The 19,152-nt window shown below is 55.3% G+C and carries 11 protein-coding genes and 3 rRNA genes; 9 read left to right on the top strand and 5 right to left on the bottom strand.

What is annotated here, in order from left to right; all coding sequences use genetic code 11:
• Nucleotide 1: 1 nt before the first annotated feature.
• Nucleotides 2–418 (top strand): hypothetical protein, encoded by a 417-nt coding sequence (locus DPEP_RS02480; protein ID WP_005659277.1) that lies wholly within the window; start codon nucleotides 2–4, stop codon nucleotides 416–418.
• 81 nt (nucleotides 419–499) lie between these two features.
• Here DPEP_RS02480 and glgC read toward each other — a convergent pair whose 3' ends face one another.
• The 4 genes from glgC to malQ are packed head-to-tail and all read right to left on the bottom strand — an operon-like array spanning nucleotide 500 to nucleotide 6,519.
• Entirely contained in the window at nucleotides 500–1,810 is a 1,311-nt protein-coding gene (gene glgC / locus DPEP_RS02475; protein ID WP_005659275.1) for a glucose-1-phosphate adenylyltransferase, read from the bottom strand.
• 37 nt (nucleotides 1,811–1,847) lie between these two features.
• Nucleotides 1,848–3,287 (bottom strand): glycogen synthase, encoded by a 1,440-nt coding sequence (locus DPEP_RS02470; RefSeq protein ID WP_005659273.1) that lies wholly within the window; start codon nucleotides 3,285–3,287, stop codon nucleotides 1,848–1,850.
• A 2-nt stretch (nucleotides 3,288–3,289) separates the two neighbouring features.
• Nucleotides 3,290–5,041, bottom strand: coding sequence for an alpha-glucan family phosphorylase (glgP, locus tag DPEP_RS02465; protein ID WP_005659271.1), 1,752 nt, complete (start codon nucleotides 5,039–5,041; stop codon nucleotides 3,290–3,292).
• Entirely contained in the window at nucleotides 5,038–6,519 is a 1,482-nt protein-coding gene (malQ, locus tag DPEP_RS02460; protein ID WP_005659270.1) for a 4-alpha-glucanotransferase, read from the bottom strand. The genes glgP and malQ overlap by 4 nt, the downstream gene beginning before the upstream one ends.
• Nucleotides 6,520–6,609: 90 nt before the next feature.
• On the opposite strand from malQ, the gene glgB reads away from it, so the two are divergent.
• Both glgB and DPEP_RS02450 read left to right on the top strand, forming a co-directional pair.
• On the top strand, nucleotides 6,610–8,499 hold the full coding sequence (glgB, locus tag DPEP_RS02455) for a 1,4-alpha-glucan branching protein GlgB (RefSeq protein ID WP_005659268.1): 1,890 nt from the start codon (nucleotides 6,610–6,612) through the stop codon (nucleotides 8,497–8,499).
• Between the two features lie 2 nt (nucleotides 8,500–8,501).
• The gene (locus tag DPEP_RS02450) at nucleotides 8,502–10,838 is read left to right on the top strand and encodes a DUF3536 domain-containing protein (RefSeq protein ID WP_005659266.1); all 2,337 of its coding nucleotides are present in this window, start codon (nucleotides 8,502–8,504) and stop codon (nucleotides 10,836–10,838) included.
• Here the strand turns inward: DPEP_RS02450 and DPEP_RS02445 are convergent.
• Nucleotides 10,793–11,464 carry a PHP-associated domain-containing protein gene (locus DPEP_RS02445; RefSeq protein ID WP_005659264.1) on the bottom strand — a complete coding sequence of 224 codons (672 nt, stop codon included), beginning with the start codon at nucleotides 11,462–11,464 and terminating at the stop codon, nucleotides 10,793–10,795. The genes DPEP_RS02450 and DPEP_RS02445 overlap by 46 nt on opposite strands.
• A 258-nt stretch (nucleotides 11,465–11,722) precedes the next feature.
• Between DPEP_RS02445 and DPEP_RS02440 the strand changes: the two genes are divergently transcribed.
• The 6 genes from DPEP_RS02440 to DPEP_RS02415 all read left to right on the top strand — a co-directional run bounded on the left by DPEP_RS02440 (nucleotide 11,723) and on the right by DPEP_RS02415 (nucleotide 19,151).
• On the top strand, nucleotides 11,723–13,015 hold the full coding sequence (locus DPEP_RS02440) for an MFS transporter (RefSeq protein ID WP_005659261.1): 1,293 nt from the start codon (nucleotides 11,723–11,725) through the stop codon (nucleotides 13,013–13,015).
• 152 nt (nucleotides 13,016–13,167) lie between these two features.
• Nucleotides 13,168–14,697: ribosomal RNA gene (locus tag DPEP_RS02435) — 16S ribosomal RNA — on the top strand.
• A gap of 99 nt (nucleotides 14,698–14,796) precedes the next feature.
• Nucleotides 14,797–17,773: ribosomal RNA gene (locus DPEP_RS02430) — 23S ribosomal RNA — on the top strand.
• Nucleotides 17,774–17,826: 53 nt separating this feature from the next.
• Nucleotides 17,827–17,941, top strand: a 5S ribosomal RNA gene (gene rrf / locus DPEP_RS02425).
• Together the 16S, 23S and 5S rRNA genes form the textbook arrangement of a ribosomal RNA operon.
• Before the next feature lie 122 nt (nucleotides 17,942–18,063).
• The gene (gene yfcE / locus DPEP_RS02420) at nucleotides 18,064–18,588 is read left to right on the top strand and encodes a phosphodiesterase (protein WP_005659258.1); all 525 of its coding nucleotides are present in this window, start codon (nucleotides 18,064–18,066) and stop codon (nucleotides 18,586–18,588) included.
• Between the two features lie 38 nt (nucleotides 18,589–18,626).
• Entirely contained in the window at nucleotides 18,627–19,151 is a 525-nt protein-coding gene (locus DPEP_RS02415; RefSeq protein ID WP_005659255.1) for a chemotaxis protein CheW, read from the top strand.
• Nucleotide 19,152: the final 1 nt, after the last annotated feature.

Below are 19,152 nucleotides of genomic sequence, written 5' to 3'. Positions count from 1 at the left end.
CATGGAAAGTTATCTGTATCGTCCCGGTTCCGTCATGTCGCCTCGAGAGGGAGATCTCCCAGTGTCGATTGTGTGGATTCCCCTTAGGGCGGAGAGAATAAGGGTCGCTCCCTATCCGATGCTGATAAAGAATTACGAAAACCTGTCCGGTTCGGAGACCTCGATCGCCAAGGGCTTTGTGGACGAGTTTTTTTCTTTGACCGAGCTGAATCAGTTCAGGGTGTACATGGAGAACGAGAGGAAAATCGTTTTGACCGTCGAGCGGATCTCCGTTCCCGTCGAGTGCCGCGATGGCGACGGTTTGCCCTTCGTTCCCTTCCGATGCAGGGAAGGCGAGGAAGGGTGGCATAGTCTCTGTCTGGACGGAAGAGACCGTATGGATCTCCCGTTCGATATAGTAGGTTACTATCGTCTGTAGGAAAGCGATACGATTCTCTGAACATCTACGGAGATTTTAAGGGCCCCGGCTTATTCATAAGCCGGGGCCCTTTCTTTGATCTCAGCTGAAGCTCATCCATTCTCCTGTTTCTTTAACCGAGTCGGGTTTCTTTCTCAGTTGCATCTGGGGCATGGGAACGACCACTATTCCCGAGCTTTCGTCGACGGTGTTATGTTTGCCGTCCTCTTCAAGGTCGTATCCCAGTATGGTGCCGTTGGGGATTTCGTTATGTCCGTCTACTATTACCCTGCGGAGGCGGCAGTTTCGACCTATTATCACTCCTTGGCCGATTATGCATTCCTCGACCTTAGCTCCCGGAAGTATGACGCAGTTTCTGGATAGGACCGATTTTTCCACCTCGGCTCCGAGTATGCGGCTGCCCTCTGCCATCAGGGTGCTGGAGACCTTGCAGCTCTTCCCGTCGGATGGGTAGGCGTAGGCCGGAGGGTCGGCGAAGGAGACGGTCCTGATCGGCCAATGTGGGTTGTACAGGGTCATCTCTGAGTCGTTTTGAAGCAGGTCCATGTGTGCCTGCCAGTAGGCCTTTATGGTGCCAACGTCCTTCCAATAAGGCTTGTCGTCTCGCCAGTGGGCGTCGTTTATGCCCGGAAGGACGTTGGTGGAGAAGTCGTAGGCGAACACTCTGCCTCGTCCGACCAATCGAGGTATTATGTCTCTGCCGAAGTCGTGGCTGGTGTGTTCCATGGAGGCGTCCTCCAGAAGGGATTCTTCCAGTATCTCTCTCTCGAAGATGTAATTTCCCATGGAGACGTAGCTGAACCCCGGTCTTCCCGGGATTTCAGGTGGATTTTTCGGTTTTTCCATAAATCCGATTATCTTGCCTCTCTCGTCGGTCTTGATGCAGCCGAACTGGTGGGCCTCGCAGGAGGGGACCACGTTGGCCGCCACCGTGACGTCGGCGTTGTGGTCCATGTGATAGGTCAGCATCTGTTCAACGTCCATCTTGTAGATATGGTCCGCGGCGAACACGCATATTCGGTCGGCGTCGTACAACGTAACGAGGTGCATGTTCTGGTAGACCGCGTCGGCGGTGCCCTCGAACCATCTCTCTCCTCTCCACATCTGGGCTGGAGCCAGGGTCACGAAGAAGTCCCTTCCTCTAAGGGCTCCTCCGAACTGCCAGGCTTTGTCTATGTGTTCGTTCAGTGATTGGCTTTTGAACTGAACGAGCACGTAGATGGAGAAGATCCCGCTGTTGATCAGGTTGGATATGGCGAAATCCACGATACGGTATTTCGCTCCGAAGTGAACCGCAGGTTTTGCCCTGTATTTGGTCAAAGGCATGAGTCGTTCGCCTTTTCCGCCAGCAAGGACTATGCCCAAAACCCTTCCGTATTGTCCCCGTATCATGTTAGCCCTCCTCTTTAATTTATCTTCTTAACCCCCATCATAATATACTTTCGTAAATTTCCCTATAGTAGGGAGCAGATGCCTTCCACGAAAAATCCTTCCTCATTCCCCTTTTCACCATGGCTTGCCAGTTCTTTTTATCTTTCATGTTGTCCATGGCCCGCCCGACGGCGTTAAGAAGCTCCGAGCTGTCGTAGCTGTCGAAGACGAATCCGATTCCCTCTTCGTTTTCGTAGACGGTGTCGGCCAGACCTCCCACCCTCCGTACCACCGGGATGGAGCCGTACCTCAGGGCTATGAGCTGGGATAGCCCACAGGGTTCGAAGAGAGAGGGCATCAGGTATATGTCCGATCCTCCGTAGGCCAGTCTTCCAAGGGATTCGTGGTAGCCTTTCACGAATTTTATTCTTCCGCTGTAGTGGTTTTCCAGTTGGGAAAGCCGGTTTTCGTAGCGGCTTTCTCCGTTTCCTATCACGATTATTCTCAGCCCCATGTCGGCCATCTTGCCAAGCGCCGGCAGAAGTATGTCCAGTCCCTTCTGTTCCACCAATCGGCTGACCATGGCGGCGATGGGGCCCTTTCCGGTCAGCCCAGTCTCTTTTTCCAGTGTGGCCTTGGCTTTCTTCTTGCCGGATAGGTCGCTGGCCGAGTAGGGAACCGGAAGGCTTTTATCCGTCTCGGGGTTCCATGCCCCGTCGTCCAGGCCGTTTAGGATGCCTGACAGTCGATCTCGGCGGTTTCTAAGCACTCCGTCCAGGTCCTGTCCTCCCCATGGGGTTTGGATTTCCCCGGCGTAGGTGGGGCTGACGGTGGTTATGTGGTCGACTCCGTTTATGGCTCCCTTGAGTAGGTTGACCCTATCGAAGTATTCCATACCGTCGACATTGAAGGCCTCCCAGGGCAGCCGAAGGGGGGCTACCGCCGTTTTCTCCAGCAATCCCTGATGGGCCAGGTTGTGGACGGTGAATACCGATCTCCTGGTAGTCCTCTGCCCCTTGAACCAGCTATGCCACCTGAGGGCTATGGGCAAAAAGGCCGTCGTCCAGTCGTGGCAGTGATATACGTCGGGAGACCAGCCGGTCAGAGCTGGCAGGGTCAGTCCGGCGTAGCTGAGGAAGGCGAAGGGTAATGCTGTGTCTTCCTCCAGCTTTTCCGGATATATGGGGCCTTTGTAAAGTTCCTCTTGGCGAAGGAGATAGGTAGGGACGCCGTTTATGTGGCATAGTAGGAGTTTGCCCCGATAGAGCCGGTTTTCCAGAGGAATTTCCACCGAGCCTTCCATCTGGCGGAGCTCTACTCCCGAGCTCTCAAGTCTGTTTACCATGTCTCCCCAGGCCGGTATGAGCAGTCTGGCGTCCACTTCCAGCGACCTGAGTGCCGCCGGAAGGGAGCCGGTTACGTCGGCTAGGCCGCCCACCTTGGCCAGAGGGGCCGCCTCGGGGGCTACGTGGAGCACCGATAGTTTTTTACCAGTCACGGCTACATTCCCCTGAAGTTTATCTCGTAGGCCTTTTCGCAGTATTCTTTTACTACCCTGTGGGTGTTGAAGTAGCTTCCGTTAAGGGCTATGGCCCGGCGCATCATGCTTATCCAACCCTCTCTGTCATCGTAGTAGGTCGGTATTACCTCTTGCTCGAGTTTTTTGTACAGGTCCACCGCGTCCAGGTTCCCGTCGTATCCGAGAAGGTCCGATTCGCTGGGCTCAGGGCCTATGGACCATCCGGTGGCTCCTTCTACCCTGCCCTCTATCCACCAGCCGTCCAGAACGGACAGGCTCATTATGCCGTTGAGAGCGCATTTCATGCCGCTGGTGCCGGATGCCTCGTGAGGTCTGGTGGGGTTGTTGAGCCAGAGGTCCACTCCCTGCACCAGATGGGAGGCAAGCTCCATGTTGTAGTTTTCCAGAAATACCACGCTCAGGGCTCCGTCTATGTCGTGGATGATATTCTGTATTCTTTGAAGCAGAGCCTTCCCTCCGTCGTCTTTAGGATGGGCTTTGCCGGAAAAGACTATCTGAAGCTTCCCAGAGGTCGCCTCGAGCAGTCTCTGTACGTCGGAGAAAATCAGGTCCGCCCGTTTGTACTGTGCTGCCCGTCTGGCGAACCCTATGGTCAGCACGTCAGGGTCCAGGGACCGTCCGGTTATCTCCAATATGGTGGCTATGAGCCTTGTCTTGTCCGCCTGGTGGGTTCTCCAGAGTATGTCGCTCGGAAGGTTCAGGGCCTGGACCAATCTGCCCGGGTCGTTTTCCCATCCCGGGATGTGGGAGTCGAAGAGTCTCTTCATGCTGGGGCTCACCCAGGTTCCGGGGTGGACCCCGTTGGTTATCGAGTCCACGTTTCCTGAGTCGAACATTTTTCTCGAGACCTCTGCGTGTCTTTTCGAGACGGCGTTTACGTATCGACTGAAGGTGTAGCCCAGCTCGGTCATGGATACTCCCTGAGACGCCGGGAGCATCTGTTTAAGGGTAGCCACGAAGTTCTGGGGCAGGGTCCTCTCGATCAGTCCGAAGGGGAATACGTCGTGTCCCGCCGGGACGGGGGTGTGGGTGGTGAATATGACCTGTTTCTTTATCTTGTCCGGGTCGAAGTAGCCCTGTTCTCTCATAAGCTCCAGTGTCAGAAATCCGGCATGACCCTCGTTCAGGTGATAGGTCTCTATGCCGGAGTAGCCCAGGTCTCGGAGCATTCTCAGTCCTCCGACTCCGAGTATCATCTCCTGGCAGAGCCGATATGTCTGGTCTCCGCCGTAGAGGTCCCAGGACAGACGGCGGTCGTCGGCGTGGTTGCCCTCTACGTCCGTGTCCAGGAAGTAGACCGGGACGGTGTATCCCGAGAGTCCGTGTATGTCATACACCCAGGCCCTTATCTTTATATCTCTTCCCCGCAACTTTACCGTAACGGTGTTCGGTAGCGGTATCAGTTCCGTGGACGGGTTCCATATAACCGGCGATTCCTTCTGCCACCCTTTTTCGTCGAAGCTCTGGCGGAAGTAGCCGTTTCTGTAGAGCATGGTTATCCCCACCATGGGAACTCCCATGTCGGCGGCGCTTTTGAGTATGTCTCCCGCCAGCACTCCCAGGCCGCCGGAGTAGGTCGGTATAGAGGGTTTTATGGCGACCTCCATGGAGCAGTAGGCCACCTTTCGGAAAGAAGCCTCCTGCTCGAGAAGCATCCTAAGGGAGTTGCTAAGTTCGCTTTGTCTGTGAGCCTGCATAAGCATCCGGATCATTCCCTCTCTTTCTTTCTCCCGTATATTTCTAACAGATGTCCCAGGCGGTCCAGTCTGGGTTCCGGTATTCCCTCTTCATCCAGCCTCCACCGCCAGTTGCCGTCCTTCCGGGACGGGCGGTTCATCCTGGCCTCCGTGCCGAGTTCCAATAGGTCCTGGGCAGGAACGACAGCCAGTTCCGCTACCGATCCCAGGGCCATCCTTATCAGGGCCTCCAGGGCGGATTTTTCGTCAAGTTTTCTGCCTATATAGGATTCCAGTCTGTTCAGACTGTCCTCTTCCAATTTAGAGAACCACCCGGCGGTGGTGTCGTTGTCGTGGGTTCCGGTGTATACCGCCATGGACGGTACGTGGTTGTGTGGAGTGTAGGGAGAGGAGCCTGTGTCTCCGTCGAAGGCGAACTGCAGCACCGCCATTCCAGGGATATCCAGATATTCCATGGTCTCCTTCACGTCGGGGGTTATAACTCCCAGATCCTCTGCCAGGAAGGGCATGGTGGGAAAGTTTGTCCTCAGGGTTTCGAAGAAGCTTTCCGACGGTGTCTCCACCCAGTTCCCCTTTTTTGCGGTAGTCTCGTCTGCCGGGACGGACCAGTAGCCCACCAATCCTCTGAAGTGGTCTATTCGAATTTTGTCGTAAAGCTCTAGGGCGTGTTTTAGCCGACTCATCCACCATCCGAATTCGTCCAGAAGGTGTCGGTCCCAGTCGTACAGGGGGTTACCCCATAGCTGTCCGTCTTCGCTGTAGTAGTCCGGAGGAACTCCCGCCACGGCGGACGGACGGAGGTCTTTGTCCAGCTGGAACAGCTTCGGATGAGCCCATACGTCCGGGCTGTCGTGGATCACGTATATGGGCATGTCACCTATCAGTTCCAGCCCCTCGTCGGCACAGAGTCTGTGAAGGGTTCTCTGTTGGCGGAAGAAGATGTATTGGCCGAAGGCCAAAAGATCCATCTCGTCGTTCAGCTCTTCCGATATCTCGGTCATTGCCGATTCGTCCCTGATTCGGTAGGGCTCGGGCCAGCGATGCCATGGCTCCATGGAAAAACGTCTTTTCAGAGATCGAAAGAGGCAATAATCCTCCAGCCAGTGCCGTTCGGATTCCTTGAACAGAGAGAATCCCATGTCCTCCCTGTTTTTTTGCCAGGCTTTCTCGAGGAGCACCTCCCTTATCTTCAGGGCTTCCTCGAAGTTCGCCGGTCCGATCGGAAGTTTCGGGGGTAGGTCGCTTTCATCTATCCATCCGTCCTCGGCCATGAGTTCAGGGCTTATGAATAGCCGGTTGCCCGCAAAGGCTGATATGGGGCTGTAGGGCGAATGTCCGAAAACCGCCGATGTCTCGTTCATAGGTAGGGTCTGCCAGTCGAGCCCCTGCCGGACGAGGGACCGCACCAGTCTGTGGGCCTCCGGTCCCATGTCTCCCACGCCCCAGGGCGACGGCAGGGACGATATGTGAAGAAGTAACGCCGATCGTCTCATGGAAAAACACCTCCTCATCTTTATTCATTGTACTATGACGAAAGGTCTATATATAATCGAAGATAGAAGTGAAAGGAGGCTCAATCCATCATGGCCGATTCACGGTTAAGCGATTACGACGTTTTTCTCTTTCGACAGGGACGGCACTACCGTCTTTACGAACGTCTCGGTTCTTTCCCTGAGGAGGACGGCACCTGCTTTGCTCTCTGGGCGCCGAACGCTCGGGAGGTCTCGGTTCTGTGCGATTCCAACGGCTGGACTCCCGGTATCGCCCCTCTCAATCTCAGGGAGGACGGCAGCGGTATCTGGGAGGGGACCGTCTCGGGGATCTCCATCGGGGATCTGTATAAATACGGCATAAAGACCGACTCCGGCGAGTGGCTCCAGAAAGGGGATCCTATGGCCCGTCGTTGGGAGACTCCCCCCAGGAGCGCCTCCATGGTGTGGAACGTCGATCACGAGTGGACCGATCGGGAATGGATGGAGAGCAGAGGAAAGCGGCTTCCCCTGGACGGCCCTTGGTCGGTCTACGAGATCCACCTGGGGTCGTGGAAGAGGCGGGACGGATCCTTTCTGTCCTACAGAGAGATCGCTCCCCTGTTGGCCGATCATGTCGTCCAGGCCGGGTTTACCGCGGTGGAGTTTCTTCCGGTTATGGAACATCCTTTCTACGGTTCCTGGGGATACCAGGTGTTGGGCTATTTCGCTCCCTCCGGGAGATACGGTTCTCCTGAGGATCTCATGTATCTCGTCGATTACCTCCACAGCAGAGGGATCGCCGTCATTTTGGACTGGGTTCCCTCTCATTTCCCCTCCGACGCTCACGGTCTGGCCCGTTTCGACGGAACCGCTCTGTACGAGCATCCCGATTCCAGGAGGGGATATCATCCTCAGTGGACGAGCTGCATTTTCGACTACGGAAGACACGAGGTCCGTTCGTTTCTGATAAGCAGCGCCGTGTTTTGGCTGGATATGTACCACGCCGACGGGCTGAGGGTTGACGGAGTGGCATCCATGCTCTATCTGGACTACTGTAGGGAGAGAGGGGAGTGGGAGCCCAATCGGTATGGAGGAAGGGAGAATCTTGAGGCGGTATCATTTCTCCGGGAGCTGAACTCCGAGATATCCAGGAGCTTCCCCGACGTTGTCACGGTAGCGGAGGAGTCCACCGACTGGCCCAGGGTGACCGGTCCCGCCCATCTGGGCGGCCTGGGGTTTTCCATGAAGTGGGATATGGGGTGGATGCACGACACTCTGTCTTACTTTTCTCGAGATCCGATCCATAGACCCTGGCATCATGAGGAGATAACTTTCGGTCTCTGGTACGCTTTTTCCGAGAGATTCGTCCTCCCTGTATCCCACGATGAGGTGGTCTACGGAAAAAGATCGCTTCTGTCCAAGATGCCCGGAGACCAATGGAGGAAGAAGGCCAATCTCAGGCTTCTGCTAGCCCTGATGTTCGTTCATCCGGGAAAGAAGCTGCTTTTCATGGGCTGCGAGATAGGTCAGTGGCGTGAATGGGACCACGAGGTGGAGCTGGACTGGGCCCTTCTGGACGATCCGAGTCACAGGGGAATTCTTCGTCTGGTGTCGGATCTCAACCGTCTCTACCGAGAGGAGGAGGCGCTTAGCAGGGATTTCGACCCCGACGGTTTCAGATGGATAGACTGTTCCGATAGGGGGCAGAGCGTTTTTGCCATGATGAGACCATCTGGTCCAAGACCGGTGGTAGGGGTTTTCAACTGCACGCCCATCCCCAGGACGGGCTACAGGATAGGGTTGCCGTCAGGAGGCCGGTGGCTGGAGTTGTGTAACACCGATTCGAACGATTACGGAGGAAGCGGCGTCGGAAATATGGGCGGGGTATCGGCAGATGAGGTCGCTTGTCACGGTATGAGCTTCTCTGTGGAGATGGTCCTGCCACCGCTCGGGGCGGTCATACTGGCGCCGGAGACGAGTTTGTCCGACGGGAGGAGGTAGCTGTGAGCCGTTACGTCTGCATACATGGACATTTCTATCAGCCGCCGAGGGAAAATCCATGGACCGGAGTGGTGGAGCGTCAGGAGACGGCCTCTCCCTGGCACGACTGGAACGAGAGGATCGCAGATCAGTGTTACGGTCCCTGCGGGGCCGCCAGGTTGTTGGACGAAGAGGGGCGAATATTCGCTACCAGGAACTGCTACGGTTCCATGAGTTTCAACGTCGGCCCCACACTGCTCGGTTGGCTCGAGGACCGTCGTCCTTGGATATACCGTTCCATATTGGAGGCGGATCGCATCGGTGTCGAGAGGTTCGAGGGGCACGGCCCTGCCATCACCCAGGTCTACGGTCACGCGATCCTTCCCCTAGCCTCCGAAAGGGACAGACGTACCCAGGTAATGTGGGGGATATCCGATTTCGTCCGTCGTTTCCGTCGGCGTCCCGAGGGTATGTGGCTTCCCGAGGCGGCGGTGGATACGGAGTCTCTCGAGGTTTTGGCAGGTGAGGGGATTAAATTCGCCCTGTTGGCACCCCATCAAGCCTTGCGTTCGGCTTCGGATGGACCTATAGATATCTCGAAACCCTACATATGCATGCTACCGAGTGGCGCGAAGATCTCTCTGTTTTTCTACGACGGAGAGCTAGCCCGGGAGATGGCTTTCGGTGCCGCCCTGGAGGACGGTCGAAGGTTGGCTCGAAGGTTGTCGGATCGTTGTCCCGATCGGAACGGTCCTGCCCTTGAGCATGTCGCCGTGGACGGAGAGACCTTCGGTCATCATCATCGCTTCGGCGAGATGGCTCTGGCCGCCTGTCTGGACGAGCTGGATCGTCTTCCCGACTTGGATTTGACGGTGTACGGTCGTTTTTTGGAGATATGTCCTCCGGAAAGCGAGGTCGAGATAGTCGAAAGGTCTTCGTGGAGCTGCGTCCACGGGGTGGAGCGTTGGCGTTCCGACTGCGGCTGTTCCGACGGCGGACACCCTCAGTGGCACCAGCGTTGGAGGGCACCTATGAGGGGTGCTCTGGAAAGCCTACAGAGGGAGGTAGACGAGCTGTTCCAGGAAAAAGGGGCGTCTCTTTTCTCCGATCCCTGGGCGGTTCGGGATAGATCGGAAAGGCTGTATTCGAAGCTATCTCCCTTGGACAGGATAGCCTTTCTTGTAGATGAGGCGGGCAGGGAGCTGTCTTCCGAGGAGGAGTCTCTGGGGCTGTCCCTTCTTGAGATGGAGCGTTGTTCCATGTTGATGTTCTCCAGCTGTGGCTGGTTTTTCGACGATATCTGTCGGATAGAGGCGATCCAGGTGTTGCGGTACGCCTCCAAAGTGTTGGCTCTGACCGAGAGATTAGGAAAATCAGGACTTCGCAAGCCTTTCCTGGAGGCCTTGGAAAAGGCCCCTAGCAACGTCCCTGAGCTGGGAAACGGCAGCAGGATATTCTCCTTTTTCGTGGAGCCCGCCTCAATGGATCTGCCGAGAGTCGGTGCTCACGTCGCTCTTTACCGGCTTTTCGACCTTGATCCCGGAGAGACCGAGTTCCCCTTGATCTCGGTGAAGGACGGAACGGTGTGCAGATGTTCATCCGACGGGGAGGAACGGTTTTTCGGCCAGCTGACCGTTCGATCCGAATTGACCGGCAGGTCCATGGAGCTGCTTACCCTGGCGGTTTGGTGGGGAGGACGCAGGATCCTGTGCGGAGCTTTGCCCATAACGGAGGGAGCCGACCCCGAGGTTCTGATGGAACGTGTGAGGTTCGCCTCGAACTGTGACGATCGATCCGTTTTGGGGAGCATCTTCGGCCACAGGCTCTACTCGTTGCGTCACCTGTTCCGGGATAGCCGGGACAGGGTGACCGATGAGATAAAGAGTCGCTGCGAGGAAACTCTTGCTCTGGCGGTGAAGGATGTGGTCCTTAGGGACGAGAACCTCCTTTTGCTGGACGGAGGAGAGTCCATTCCCCTTCGTTCCGCCGCCAAGATCTTTGTAGATTATCGGTTGAACCGCGAGTTGTCCATGAAGAGGCCTTCCTACGGGGATTTGCTTGACTTGCTTGGAAGGTCTCGTCGGTGGGGTGTCCAGTTGGACAGGGAGCGGCTGGAGAAAACGATCAGGTCGAGGACGGTCTTTCTGGCTATGGAGCTGGAGTGGAACTCGGTGGAGACCGACGTAGTGCTTGAGGATATGTCAGGCATTCTGGATCTTATGGATCGTGCCGACGTCAAGGTAGATCTGTGGCCCTTTCAGAAAGCCCTGTTGGAGCTGAAGGAAAGGACCGAAAAAGTGGATGTTGGTTTGCTTCAGAGGGTCGGCTGTTCCACCGGGAACGCGACGGATCGTAGATAGGCCTCGGGATGGATCCAGGAGGAGGCTTCTTCGTCGTAACGGACCGGAGATGTGGCGCCTTCCCTCACTGCGTTAACCAGATCTGTCATTGACCGTACAGGCCGATGGAACTGGGTGGCGAAAAGGCCTATGCGGTCTTCCCAGTGGGAATCGCTGCCGCCCAGCATCGAGCTGCTTATCTCTAGGGCGGTTTCGAGCGCCATCTCGTTGTGGTGGGGCTTGGTGCTGCCGTTGAAGGTCTCCACCCCGTGCATGTGGGGGCAGAGTCTCATCACCTCTCCCATCCCTCTGCCGTTGTCCCTGAAGGGGTGGGCCGCCGCGCTGGCTCCTCCGACCGAGGAGACCAGTTCGGCCAGGTCCGGGGCGTGCATTTTATTCTTCGGGAGCCGGTCCAGACCATATACGAGCAGGTCTCCCTCGTAGGTAAGTATCTCCGCTCCCACCAATATGAGAAAGTCGTATCTATCGGACAGTTCTTCGGCCATAGGGGCCAGTTTGAGTGTGTCGTGATCGGTTATGCAGATTCCGTCCATGGAAAGTTCCTTTGCTCGGCTGACCGCTCTCTCGAGAGGTAAAAAGCTGTCCGGCGATCCCTCGATGGTGTGCAGGTGGGTGTCTATTATCATGGAAACTCTCCTTTGCTTCTCCGTCTACTTATCGGAGTAGTTTTTATTCCATTGAATTATACCGAAGCCTGGGATTTTCGCAACGTCCTATGTCGTGATCCTATCGTTTCCTGGCCGCATAAGTTCCGTAAAAATATACTGCGATCTTTTTTCGACTAGGAGAGGCTTAATGGCCTCTCTTTTTTTGTTTGCCCTGAGACTATTTTGTGGATAGGATTGTCCTCAGAGGAATGTCCAGTCATGGCAGGAGGTGCTCTCTTGGACAGAAAAAAGATGTTGCGAGATCCGTTGGTGTGGAAGTTCAGGATGTACGGTTTTCTCAAAAACCTGCGTTTTTTCGAGCCCTATATGCTCCTATATCTCATAGGCGCAGGATTGTCTCTCTTTCAGATAGGGCTTTTGTTCTCCCTGAGAGAGGCGGTCATATACGTTTTCGAGATACCGTCGGGGGTCCTGGCCGATCATTGGGGGAGGAAAAAGGAGCTCCTTCTCTGTTTTGTTTTTTATCTGATATCCTTCGCTCTGTTTTTCATCGGCCGATCTCTGCCGATCTTCGCCGGGGCTGTAGCCTTTTTCGGCCTTGGTGAGGCCTTCCGTTCCGGAACCCACAAGGCCATGATCTATACCTATCTGGACCACCACGGCGTGGCGGACGAGAAGACTTTTCTATACGGCAGGACCAGGGCCTGGTCGCTGCTGGGTTCGGCCCTATCTGCTCTGATAGCCGTGCCTCTGGCCCTGGGATTGCCAGCCTATAGATGGCTCTTCATAGTCGCCATGCTTCCCTATATAGGGGATCTCGCTTTGATCTGGAGCTATCCCGATTGGCTGGACAGGGACGAGACCCTATCGGAGGAAAAATCCGAGAGGGGTTTTTTGTCCTTCGGCTTCCGTTCGCTTCGATCTGTTATGAGGGATAGAAGGCTTATGAGGGCGTTGTTGAGCTCGTCCATATACGATGGCCTGTTCAAGATAATCAAGGACTACGTTCAGCCGATACTGGCCTTGGTGCTGGTGGGGACCCTGGCCGGAGACGGTGATAGGGCCCTAACCGTGTTGCTTGGCTTGACCTACTGTATATTTCATCTGGCCGGCTCCGCCGCGTCCGCTTCGATATGGAGGCTCAGGCGAAGGATCTCCTCCGCCTGGCTTATGAACGCGTCCTTCGACGTTATGGGGATGGCGGCCCTTCTTCTGGCAGGGGTCTCTCTTTGGGGATCTCCCCTGACAGTGGCGGCGGTGTTCTTTCTCCTTTACGTCATGAAGGACGCCAGGCGACCTATCTTCGTCGATCTCTGCGGCGACCTTATGGATCGAGACGTTAGAGCCACCGTAATGTCGGTGGACAGCCAGCTTCGTTCTTTACTGGCGGTGATCGCCGCTCCTCTGTTCGGATGGGTGGCGGACGGCACAGGCCTTCCGGTGGCCTTCGCCATGGTTGGTCTGTTCATGCTGGCCTCGAACAGATGGCTCAAAGTACAGAGCCGGGAGGTCGCGGTAATACCCGAGATAGAATCCCCCGACGGCAGGCGAGAGAAATCGGAAGAATGAAACTTAAAATTGGTGGTTGACGTATAGGAGTGTAGTAGTGTATTATTCCTTCTGCGCCGCTGAGCCGGCCGCCTTGCAAGGCAGCCGTAACGGAGGGCGCACGAACATTGACAGCCGAAAATGGGGAAAGAGAAAAGCGAAGCCAAGTGAATTTTATGGAGAGTTTGATCCTGGCTCAGGACGAACGCTGGCGGCGTGCTTAACACATGCAAGTGGGACGAAGGTATGTACTTGAAAGCTTCGGCTGGACGGTACATATACTGAGTCGCGGACGGGTGAGTAAAGCGTGAGGACCTGTCCATCAGAGGGGGATAGCCCCGGGAAACCGGGATTAAAACCCCATAAGCCCAAGGGTGAAAAGGAGTAATCCGCTGATGGAGGGTCTCGCGTCCTATCAGGTAGTTGGTGGGGTAAAGGCCTACCAAGCCGAAGACGGGTAGCCGGACTGAGAGGTTGACCGGCCACATTGGAACTGAGATACGGTCCAGACTCCTACGGGAGGCAGCAGTGGGGAATATTGGGCAATGGGCGGAAGCCTGACCCAGCGACGCCGCGTGAGGGAAGACGGTCTTCGGATTGTAAACCTCTGTTGCAGGGGAAGAAGGAAGTGACGGTACCCTGCGAGGAAGCCCCGGCAAACTACGTGCCAGCAGCCGCGGTAACACGTAGGGGGCGAGCGTTGTCCGGAATTACTGGGCGTAAAGGGCGCGTAGGCTGCGAGGCAAGTCGGGTGTAAAAGGCACGGGCTCAACCCGTGTGTGCACTCGAAACTGTCTTGCTGGAGGGGTAGAGAGGCAAGCGGAATTCCCGGTGTAGCGGTGAAATGCGTAGATATCGGGAAGAACACCAGTGGCGAAGGCGGCTTGCTGGCTACACCCTGACGCTGAGGCGCGAAAGCCAGGGGAGCGAACCGGATTAGATACCCGGGTAGTCCTGGCAGTAAACGATGAATGCTAGGTGTGGGTGGGTCAAACCATCCGTGCCGCAGTTAACGCGATAAGCATTCCGCCTGGGGAGTACGGCCGCAAGGTTGAAACTCAAAGGAATTGACGGGGGCCCGCACAAGCGGTGGAGCACGTGGTTTAATTCGATGCAAACCGAAGAACCTTACCTGGGCTTGACATCTAGGTGGTATTGACCTGAAAGGTGATAGACCATATTTTCGGATATGGAGCCTAGACAGGTGCTGCATGGCTGTCGTCAGCTCGTGTCGTGAGATGTTGGGTTAAGTCCCGCAACGAGCGCAACCCCTATTGTCAGTTGCTAACGATTGAAGGCGAGCACTCTGGCGAGACTGCCGGCGACAAGCCGGAGGAAGGTGGGGACGACGTCAAGTCATCATGGCCCTTATGTCCAGGGCAACACACATGCTACAATGGCCGATACAGAGGGAAGCGAAGGCGCGAGTTGGAGCGGATCCCACAAAGTCGGTCCCAGTTCGGATTGCAGTCTGCAACTCGACTGCATGAAGTTGGAATCGCTAGTAATCGCAAATCAGCTAAGTTGCGGTGAATACGTTCCCGGGCCTTGTACACACCGCCCGTCACACCATCCGAGTTGGGTGCACCCGAAGCCGGAGGCCGAACCCTTAGGGGGCGGATCCGTCGAAGGTGTGTCTGGTAAGGAGGGTGAAGTCGTAACAAGGTAGCCGTACCGGAAGGTGCGGCTGGATCACCTCCTTTCTAAGGAGCTTGTAAAACCAAGGCAAGCATAGGCGGAGTAGATCTGCTTTCCCCATTTTTAGCTAGTTCCTTGACAAAGGAATAGAGAAAGCAAAGAGAGGTTAAGGTAATAAGGGCATACGGTGGATGCCTAGGCACCTGAAGCCGAAGAAAGACGTGGCAAGCTGCGAAAAGCCACGGGTAGGAGCAAGCATCCTTTGATCCGTGGATATCTGAATGGGGCAACCCGGCCGAGCAACCCTCGGTCATCCCGTAAGGGAAGGAACCCGGCGAAGTGAAACATCTCAGTAGCCGGAGGAAAAGAAATCGAGAGAGATACCCTGAGTAGTGGTGAGCGAAAGGGGAGCAGCCTAAACCCGGTAAGTGTAAGACTGCAATCGTTGCTTATGGGGGGTTGTGGGAATATGTACTCGTGACTTGCAGGTTGCGACAGCAGTTACAAAAGAAATCGTTAGACGAACCGTGTTGGGAAAGCGGACCGCAGAGGGTGAAAGTCCCGTAGTCGAAAGCGAAATCTCTGTTGACATATCTCCCGAGTAGGCCGGAGCACGAGGAATTCCGGTTGAATCCGGGCGGACCATCGTCCAAGGCTAAACACTTCAGGTGACCGATAGCGAATAGTACCGAGAGGGAAAGGTGAAAAGCACCCCTGGCGGGGAGTGAAACAGACCTGAACCCGTATGCCTACAAGCAATCGGAGCTGGAAATGCCGCGAGGCATGGAAAGTGACGGTGTGCCTATTGAAAAATGAGCCTGCGAGATACTGCGTGTAGCAAGGTTAAGGGCTATAAGGTCCGCAGCCGAAGGGAAACCGAGTCTTAACAGGGCGCAAGTTTCACGTAGTAGACCCGAAGCCCGACGATCTAGCCATGGCCAGGTTGAAGTGAGGGTGAAACCTCATGGAGGACCGAACCAGTATCTGTTGAAAAAGATTTGGATGAGCTGTGGTTAGGAGTGAAAAGCTAATCGAGTTGGGTAATAGCTGGTTCTCCCCGAAATGCATTGAGGTGCAGCCTCAGGTATTTCGTCTCGGGGGTAGAGCACTGGATGGATGCGGGGGACTGGGGTCCTACCAAATTCAACTAAACTCCGAATACCGAGACGTGAAGCCTGGGAGTGAGACTACGGGTGATAAGGTCCGTGGTCGAAAGGGAAACAGCCCAGACCGTCGGCTAAGGTCCCAAAGACATGCTAAGTGTGGCAAGGATGTGGAGATGCCCAAACAGCCAGGAGGTTGGCTTAGAAGCAGCCATCCTTTAAAGAGTGCGTAATAGCTCACTGGTCGAGGATCTCTGCGCCGAAAATGTAGGGGGCTAAGCATGACACCGAAGCCACGGGATGTATGTAAATACATCGGTAGGGGAGCGTTGCCATTGGAGTGAAGCCGTATTGTAAAGTGCGGTGGACCGATGGGAAGTGAGAATGCAGGCATGAGTAACGACAAACAAGTGAGAATCTTGTTCACCGGAAGACCAAGGTTTCCTGGGGAAGGTTGATCCGCCCAGGGTTAGGCGGGACCTAAGGCGAGGCTGAGAAGCGTAGTCGATGGACAGCAGGTAGACATTCCTGCCCCGTTCTTGGACGTTATTACCGAAGTGGTGACGCAGGAGGCTAGGTGTAGCCGGCGGATGGAAGAGCCGGTCCAAGGGAGTAGGCAGGGTAGGCAGGAAAATCCACCTACCTGATAATGCTGAGACCTGAAGGGGAGTGCTTACGAGCGCGAAGACATTGACGCCACGCTGCCGAGAAAAGCCACTAGGGAGGAAGAGAACGCCCGTACCCGAAACCGACACAGGTGGTCTGGCTGAGAAGGCTAAGGTGAGTGGAATAACCATCGTTAAGGAACTCTGCAAGTTGACTCCGTAACTTCGGGAGAAGGAGTGCCACCCTGGTGAAGCTAATGCTGGTGGAGCTGAGGGTGGTCGCAGAAACCAGGCCCAAGCGACTGTTTACTAAAAACACAGGACTCTGCAGAAGGCGCAAGCCGACGTATAGGGTCTGACGCCTGCCCGGTGCTGGAAGGTTAAGGGGAGAGGTTAGTCTTCGGGCGAAGCTTTGAACCGAAGCCCCAGTAAACGGCGGCCGTAACTATAACGGTCCTAAGGTAGCGAAATTCCTTGTCGGGTAAGTTCCGACCTGCACGAATGGCGTAACGATTTGGGCGCTGTCTCGACGATGGATCCAGTGAAATTGTGGTACCGGTAAAGACACCGGTTACCCGTGGTGGGACGGAAAGACCCCGTGGAGCTTTACTGTAGCCTGGCATTGGGACTCGGCACATCATGTACAGGATAGGTGGGAGCCTGAGAAGCGAGTACGTCAGTATTCGTGGAGGCGTTGTTGGGATACCACCCTTGTTGTGTTAAGTTTCTAACCGCTGCTTCTGAATCGGAGAGCGGGACATTGTCAGGTGGGCAGTTTGACTGGGGCGGTCGCCTCCTAAAGAGTAACGGAGGCGCGCAAAGGTCATCTCAGGGCGAATGGAAAACGCCCGAAGAGCGTAAGGGTATAAGATGGCTTGACTGTGAGACAGACATGTCGAACAGAGACGAAAGTCGGTCCTAGTGATCCGGCGGTACCGAATGGAAGGGCCGTCGCTCATCGGATAAAAGCTACCCCGGGGATAACAGGCTGATCTCCCCCGAGAGTTCCCATCGACGGGGAGGTTTGGCACCTCGATGTCGGCTCGTCGCATCCTGGGGCTGAAGCAGGTCCCAAGGGTTGGTCTGTTCGCCCATTAAAGCGGTACGTGAGCTGGGTTTAGAACGTCGTGAGACAGTTCGGTCCCTATCCACCATGGGCGTAAGGTATTTGAGGAGAGCTGCTCCTAGTACGAGAGGACCGGAGTGGACGCACCGCTGGTGTACCAGTTGTGTCGCCAGATGCATAAGCTGGGTAGCTATGTGCGGAACGGATAACCGCTGAAGGCATCTAAGCGGGAAGCCGCCTCCAAGATGAGATACCTCACTGCGTAAGCAGGTAAGGCGTCCCGTAGACGACGGGGCAGATAGGCCGGAGGTGGAAGCGTGGCAACGCGTGGAGCTGACCGGTACTAATACGCCGAGGCCTTAACCTCTTTTTGTTTTCTTTGTTCCTTGTCAGGGAGCTTATATATAGTTTGGAAAGATTCTTGGTGGCTTTTGCGGAGGGGGTACACCCGGTCCCATGCCGAACCCGGCAGTTAAGCCCTCCAGCGCCGATGGTACTGCGATTCGCTTCGTGGGAGAGTAGGTCGCTGCCAAGAGTCTTTTCTCCTTTCTACGACCAGCCCCGACCATCCTTCGATGGTCGGGGCTGGTCGCGTTATCACGCTTCCTAGATGGGCTTTCTTCCGTTAAAATAAAGCGGATAAGGAGGTGGATACAGATGGCCAAGATAGGCATAATATCGGATACCCACGGTGATCTTCACTCCTGGCAGAAAGCCTCCTCTCTTTGGGGCAATGTGGAGTTGGTGTTGCATTGCGGCGATATCCTCACCCATCCCGAGACTTTGGCCAGTCGCCATCTCGCGGAGGAAATGAGCCTTTCTCAGGTTCCCGTCATGATCTCTCGCGGAAACTGCGACAGGGATTGCGATCAGAATCTTCTGGCGTGGCCGATTTCGTCTCCTTATGTCTCCCTGTTTTGGAAGGATCGATTTATCCTTATGGGACACGGACATCGATTTTCCGAGCTGAGAGATCTCTCCAGGAGGTGTCGACCTTCGATGGTGGTGACGGGACATACTCACGTTGCCTCTTTGGTCAGGGAGGATGGCATAGTATACCTGAATCCCGGATCGGCTAGCGCTCCGAGAGGAAGGGATCCGGCAAGCTTTGCGATAGTGAGCGAGGACGATATAGAGATCGTCACTCTGGAGGGTTTACAGCTATACAGGGAAAGATGGTAATATGGATCTACATAGGTTGTCAGAGGAGGTCCTGTTAAATGAGCCCAACTCAGGAGAAGCAAAAAATCAACGAAGCGGATATGTACGCAGAGGGTATCAATAAAGGAGAGGAAAAGATAATCCTGGTTTTTGGATTGAACGAAGAGAACTTCGGTCTGGACGTCCAGGATATCAGGGAGATCGTCAGGGTTCCTCCCACCATAACCAGGGTTCCCAACGCCCCATCTCATATCAAGGGAGTTATCAACCTAAGAGGAACCATCGTGCCGGTCTTGGATGTCTCTATGCGCATCGGAGAAGGATCCAACGAGGAGACCTCCGAATCCAGGATAATAGTGGTCGAATACTCGGACGTTTTGTTCGGCATATTGGTGGACGACGTCAAAGAGGTGAACACGATTTATGAGTCTCAGATCGAGCAGGTTTCCGATCTCGATTCCGCTGTGGATCAGGAGTTCATGAGGGGAGTCGCAAAGATGGAGGACGGTCGTCTGATAGTTCTCCTGGATCTTCCCGCTCTTTTCCAGATTGAGGGACTTGTAGAGGACGAAGGTAGGGAATAGC

Origin of the sequence: Dethiosulfovibrio peptidovorans DSM 11002 (assembly GCF_000172975.1) — a bacterium.
GTDB lineage: Bacteria > Synergistota > Synergistia > Synergistales > Dethiosulfovibrionaceae > Dethiosulfovibrio > Dethiosulfovibrio peptidovorans.
Note: the sequence above shows the minus strand (reverse complement) of the source record. Positions and strands in the feature narration are given on the sequence as shown.

Coding starts and splice junctions, on each gene's coding strand:
- DPEP_RS02480 (WP_005659277.1), top strand. CDS start 2: ATGGAAAGTTATCTGTATCGTCCCGGTTCCGTCATGTCGCCTCGAGAG.
- glgC (WP_005659275.1), bottom strand. CDS start 1,810: ATGATACGGGGACAATACGGAAGGGTTTTGGGCATAGTCCTTGCTGGC.
- glgP (WP_005659271.1), bottom strand. CDS start 5,041: ATGATCCGGATGCTTATGCAGGCTCACAGACAAAGCGAACTTAGCAAC.
- malQ (WP_005659270.1), bottom strand. CDS start 6,519: ATGAGACGATCGGCGTTACTTCTTCACATATCGTCCCTGCCGTCGCCC.
- glgB (WP_005659268.1), top strand. CDS start 6,610: ATGGCCGATTCACGGTTAAGCGATTACGACGTTTTTCTCTTTCGACAG.
- DPEP_RS02445 (WP_005659264.1), bottom strand. CDS start 11,464: ATGATAATAGACACCCACCTGCACACCATCGAGGGATCGCCGGACAGC.
- yfcE (WP_005659258.1), top strand. CDS start 18,064: ATGGCCAAGATAGGCATAATATCGGATACCCACGGTGATCTTCACTCC.
- DPEP_RS02415 (WP_005659255.1), top strand. CDS start 18,627: ATGAGCCCAACTCAGGAGAAGCAAAAAATCAACGAAGCGGATATGTAC.